A 4,076-nucleotide genomic window follows, 5' to 3' on the forward strand; every position below is an offset into this window, starting at 1 on the left:
GCCAAACCTGCCCAGCATAAAGTTTAGCAGTCTTAATAAAATAGTGCCCACAGCTATTACTATCGCTCTGTTAGCTGCCATTGAGTCGCTCCTATCGGCTGTTGTGGCTGACGGAATGACTGGGGACAGGCACGATTCCAACACGGAGCTGTTCGCTCAAGGGATTGGTAATATTATGTCAGGCTTGTTCGGTGGTATCCCTGCAACAGGGGCTATTGCCCGCACGGTGACAAACATTAAAGCAGGTGGCGTAACGTCTGTGGCGGGATTAGTCCACGCTATAACGCTATTATTATTTATAATGTTATTCTCTGGGCTAGTGGAGCACATACCGATGTCAGCGATAGCGGGTATGCTTATGGTTGTATCTATAGATATGTTTAACTACAAGCGGTTCAAGACTTTCGCGAAAGCGGGCAGTGCTGAGTTCAGCATAATGTTGCTTGCCTTTGTGCTGACAATCGTAATAGATATAACGGTGGCAGTAGAGGTAGGCGTGGTGCTTGCCGCACTGATATTTATGAAGAAAATGAGTGATGTGACTACCCTTGACGATATGTCAGAGCACCATAAAGACAGAGCAGATGACCCTAACGACCTAATGTATAAAACCGTTCCTAATGATGTTGGCGTCTATGAAATTAACGGACCATTGTTTTTTGGTGCGGCTGACAACCTGATACACGCCCTTGAGAGCATAAACCACATGCCACACGTAGTTGTTCTGCGTATGAGGAAAGTTCCAGTTATGGATAGCACGGGTTTGAACGCCCTTGAGCGGTTCTGGGAGCTTTGCAGACTCAACCGCGCTGCCTTTTTAATATCGGGCATGCAGGAACAACCCTATGAAATGTTAAAGAATAATACATTGTTCAGACGTATCGGCGAAAAGAATTTGCTGAAAGATATAGACGCAGCACTTGCTAGAGCTAAAGAAATATTGAATGAAATGAAATAAAGGGTGGCGACAAAAAATTTCTTGACATGCCCATTCTGCTGTATTATTATTAGGAACAGGCAGGCTTGAACATGAAAAAAATAGAAGCAATAATTAAACCGTTTCAGCTTGATGACGTGAAAGAAAAGCTCACAGAGATGGGCATCACCGGAATTACCGTTACGGAAGTAAAGGGTTTCGGCAGACAGCTAGGGCATTCAGAGCTGTATCGCGGTGGCGAATATGTCATAGATTTTATCCCCAAACTAAAGATAGAGGTTGTTTTGCCTGACGATGTCGTGGAGCAGGCGGCGGAAGCCATTATGCTGTCCGCGCGCACGGGGCGTATCGGAGACGGCAAGATATTTATATTGCCTATTGAAACGGCTATTCGCATACGGACAGGGGAGACGGGAGAAGGTGCTTTGTAGCTTATGCGGGGTTCTAGTCCTAAAATATATAAAGAGGTGAAGGTATGACTGTTCAGGAAATTATGGCATTGTTGAAAAAGGACGTTCGTATGGTTGACATCCGTTTCACGGATATGCTCGGTGCATGGCAGCACTCGGTTGTTCCTGCGGCGGAGTTTCCGGAAGACGTGTTCAAGGATGGAGTAGCTTTTGATGGCTCATCCATTCAGGGCTGGAAAAGCATAGATTCAAGCGATATGCTTATTATCCCCGACCCTAACACTGCTTTTTTAGACCCATTCACAGAATTGCCCACAATAGTTATTAGTTGTGACGTGTTTGACCCTATCACAGGTGCTCCTTACGACAGAAGTCCGCGCTATATAGCTCAAAAGGCATTAGCTTACCTGAAATCAACTGGTATTGCTGATGAATGTTTTGTAGGACCAGAGCTTGAGTTCTTTATCTTTGATAACGTTCAATATCAAGTCGCTCCTCAAAGCACTTTCTATGCGCTTGATGCTAATGAGGCTGGTTGGAACACTCGCCGCTATGAGGATGGCAAAAATACTGGCTATAAGGTAGAAGCTAAGGCGGGCTATTATCCTGTTAGCCCTAACGATGCGCTTTATAACCTACGTGCAGAAATGGCTGTTACTCTGGAAAAGTCTGGTATATCGGTTGAGTGTCATCACCATGAGGTAGCAGTTGCCCAGCACGAGATTGATATTAAGTTCCGCCCTCTGCTAGAGCAGGCTGACAATGTGCTGAAATATAAATATATCGTCCGCAACGTAGCGTTGAAACACGGCAAGTCGGTAACATTTATGCCGAAACCATTGTTTGGCGACAACGGTAGCGGTATGCACACGCACATGTCGCTGTGGAAAGCGGGTAAGCCATTATTCGCTGGTAGTGCGTATGCGGGGCTGTCTGAAACGGCACTATACTACATAGGTGGCGTATTAAAGCATGCTAAAGCAGTTGCAGCGTTTTCTAACCCTTCTTTGAACTCTTACCGCCGTCTAGTGCCCGGCTTTGAAGCTCCTGTGAACTTGGCGTATTCTGCTAGAAATCGCAGTGCATCTATCCGCATACCGATGAACTCTAAAAACCCTAAGGCTAAGCGCGTAGAGGTTCGGTTCCCTGACACGACTGCTAACCCGTATCTATCGTTCACAGCATTACTGCTTGCTGGGCTTGATGGCGTGTTGAACAAGATAGACCCAGGTGCCGCTATGGATAAGAACCTATACGACCTAGACCCTATAGAGCTGGCGAATGTGCCACAAATGCCCGGTAGCTTGGACGAGGCATTGCATGCACTAGAAAACGACCATGCGTTCCTGCTAAAGGGCGATACCTTCACCGAAGACTTTATAAATGCTTGGATAAACTTAAAGGTAGATGGAGAGATTAAACCCAGCAGGTTGCTCCCGTCTCCATTTGAATTCCAAAAGTATTACGGATATTAGAACAAAGCTCCCCCAATGGGGGAGCTTTTTTATTGGGACTACATATTTGACTAAACTAGAAATTTCATCTAAAAATAACAAGTTATAGAACAAGGAGGCTTATTATGCGAGTGGCAGAAACAATGACTATGGATGAAAAGATAGGTATGGCACTACGAAGTGTTCGGTTAAAAAAGGCGGGCAAAGAAGAATAGGCTATCATTGCCGTATTTCATAACTCCCAACATAATATATTGGCTACTCTTGTCAACTATCTATGTCAGCTCCAAAAATTTTATTTGACAAGCACATAAAATTTACATAATATTTGGTATGAGTGAATAGAAATAGGGGGGTTGCTTGTGAAAAAAGGTTATATGGTGGCTCTGGTAGCTAGCTTTACTTTTATAGTTGCGATTGTTGCGTATGCGGCGACTGCTCCAGCTAAAATCAACCTGCACTCTGGCTGGAAGGTTGCGGGCAAGGTTCAGAAAGATGTCGTTTTCTTGCACGGCACACATTCTTCGGGGATGGTGTGCACCACCTGCCACGCGTCTAATGACGGTGGCAAATTTGTGCCTACTGGCAACTACAAGCTGAACGGCACGAAATACACATCTGACGGTGCTAAGCTAGAAATAAAGGGAGCAGGCATTAAGAACGCAGCTCACGCTTTCTGCTATAGTTGCCACGCTGATGTTGCAAATAAAGGCAAAAAGCAGCCCAAGAATACCGACTGCAAGAGTTGCCACACTGGCGCGTAAGCACTGATGTTTCCGGCTGGACGTCCTAGGAGGTTGCGTCTTAATAAAACTATCCGCCGTATGGTTAGGGAGACTAGTCTTGCGGTGGATGACTTTATACTCCCCCTCTTCGTCTGCGAGGGGGACAACGTCAAAAGACCAATCAATTCTATGCCTGATGTGTATCAGCTAAGTGTTGATAATATCGTTAAAGAGTGTATAGAAGTTGAAAAACTGGGGATAGGTGCCGTTATCCTATTTGGCATTCCATTGCATAAAGATTCTGAGGGGAGCGAAGCCTACAACGATGACGGCATTGTTCAGCGAGCTGTGCGAGCTATCAAGCAAAATTGCAGTGAACTATTAGTTATAACAGATGTTTGTCTGTGTGAATACACAGACCATGGGCATTGTGGGCTACTGGATGGCGACTATGTGAGTAACGATGCTACGTTAGAGCTGTTAAGTATGGAAGCCATATCACATGCAAAAGCTGGTGCTGACATTGTTGCTCCAAGCGATATGATGGATG

Annotated in this window: 4 protein-coding genes and 1 pseudogene; all 5 read left to right on the plus strand. The window is 45.3% G+C overall.

Annotation, left to right across the window (positions count from 1 at the left end; all coding sequences use genetic code 11):
• A partial coding sequence (locus tag AC1MDJ_RS06940) for a SulP family inorganic anion transporter (RefSeq protein ID WP_479690203.1) occupies positions 1 to 958 on the plus strand: 958 nt, incomplete at its 5' end.
• A 71-nt stretch (positions 959 to 1,029) separates the two neighbouring features.
• On the plus strand, positions 1,030 to 1,368 hold the full coding sequence (locus tag AC1MDJ_RS06945; protein WP_479690204.1) for a P-II family nitrogen regulator: 339 nt from the start codon (positions 1,030 to 1,032) through the stop codon (positions 1,366 to 1,368).
• A gap of 44 nt (positions 1,369 to 1,412) precedes the next feature.
• Entirely contained in the window at positions 1,413 to 2,822 is a 1,410-nt protein-coding gene (gene glnA, locus AC1MDJ_RS06950; protein WP_479690205.1) for a type I glutamate--ammonia ligase, read from the plus strand.
• A gap of 341 nt (positions 2,823 to 3,163) precedes the next feature.
• The gene (locus AC1MDJ_RS06955) at positions 3,164 to 3,565 is read left to right on the plus strand and encodes a cytochrome c3 family protein (RefSeq protein ID WP_479690206.1); all 402 of its coding nucleotides are present in this window, start codon (positions 3,164 to 3,166) and stop codon (positions 3,563 to 3,565) included.
• A 3-nt stretch (positions 3,566 to 3,568) separates the two neighbouring features.
• A pseudogene (locus AC1MDJ_RS06960) lies at positions 3,569 to 4,076 on the plus strand (porphobilinogen synthase); the annotation flags it as partial.

It is taken from the genome of Candidatus Termitispirillum reticulitermitis (assembly GCF_054655775.1).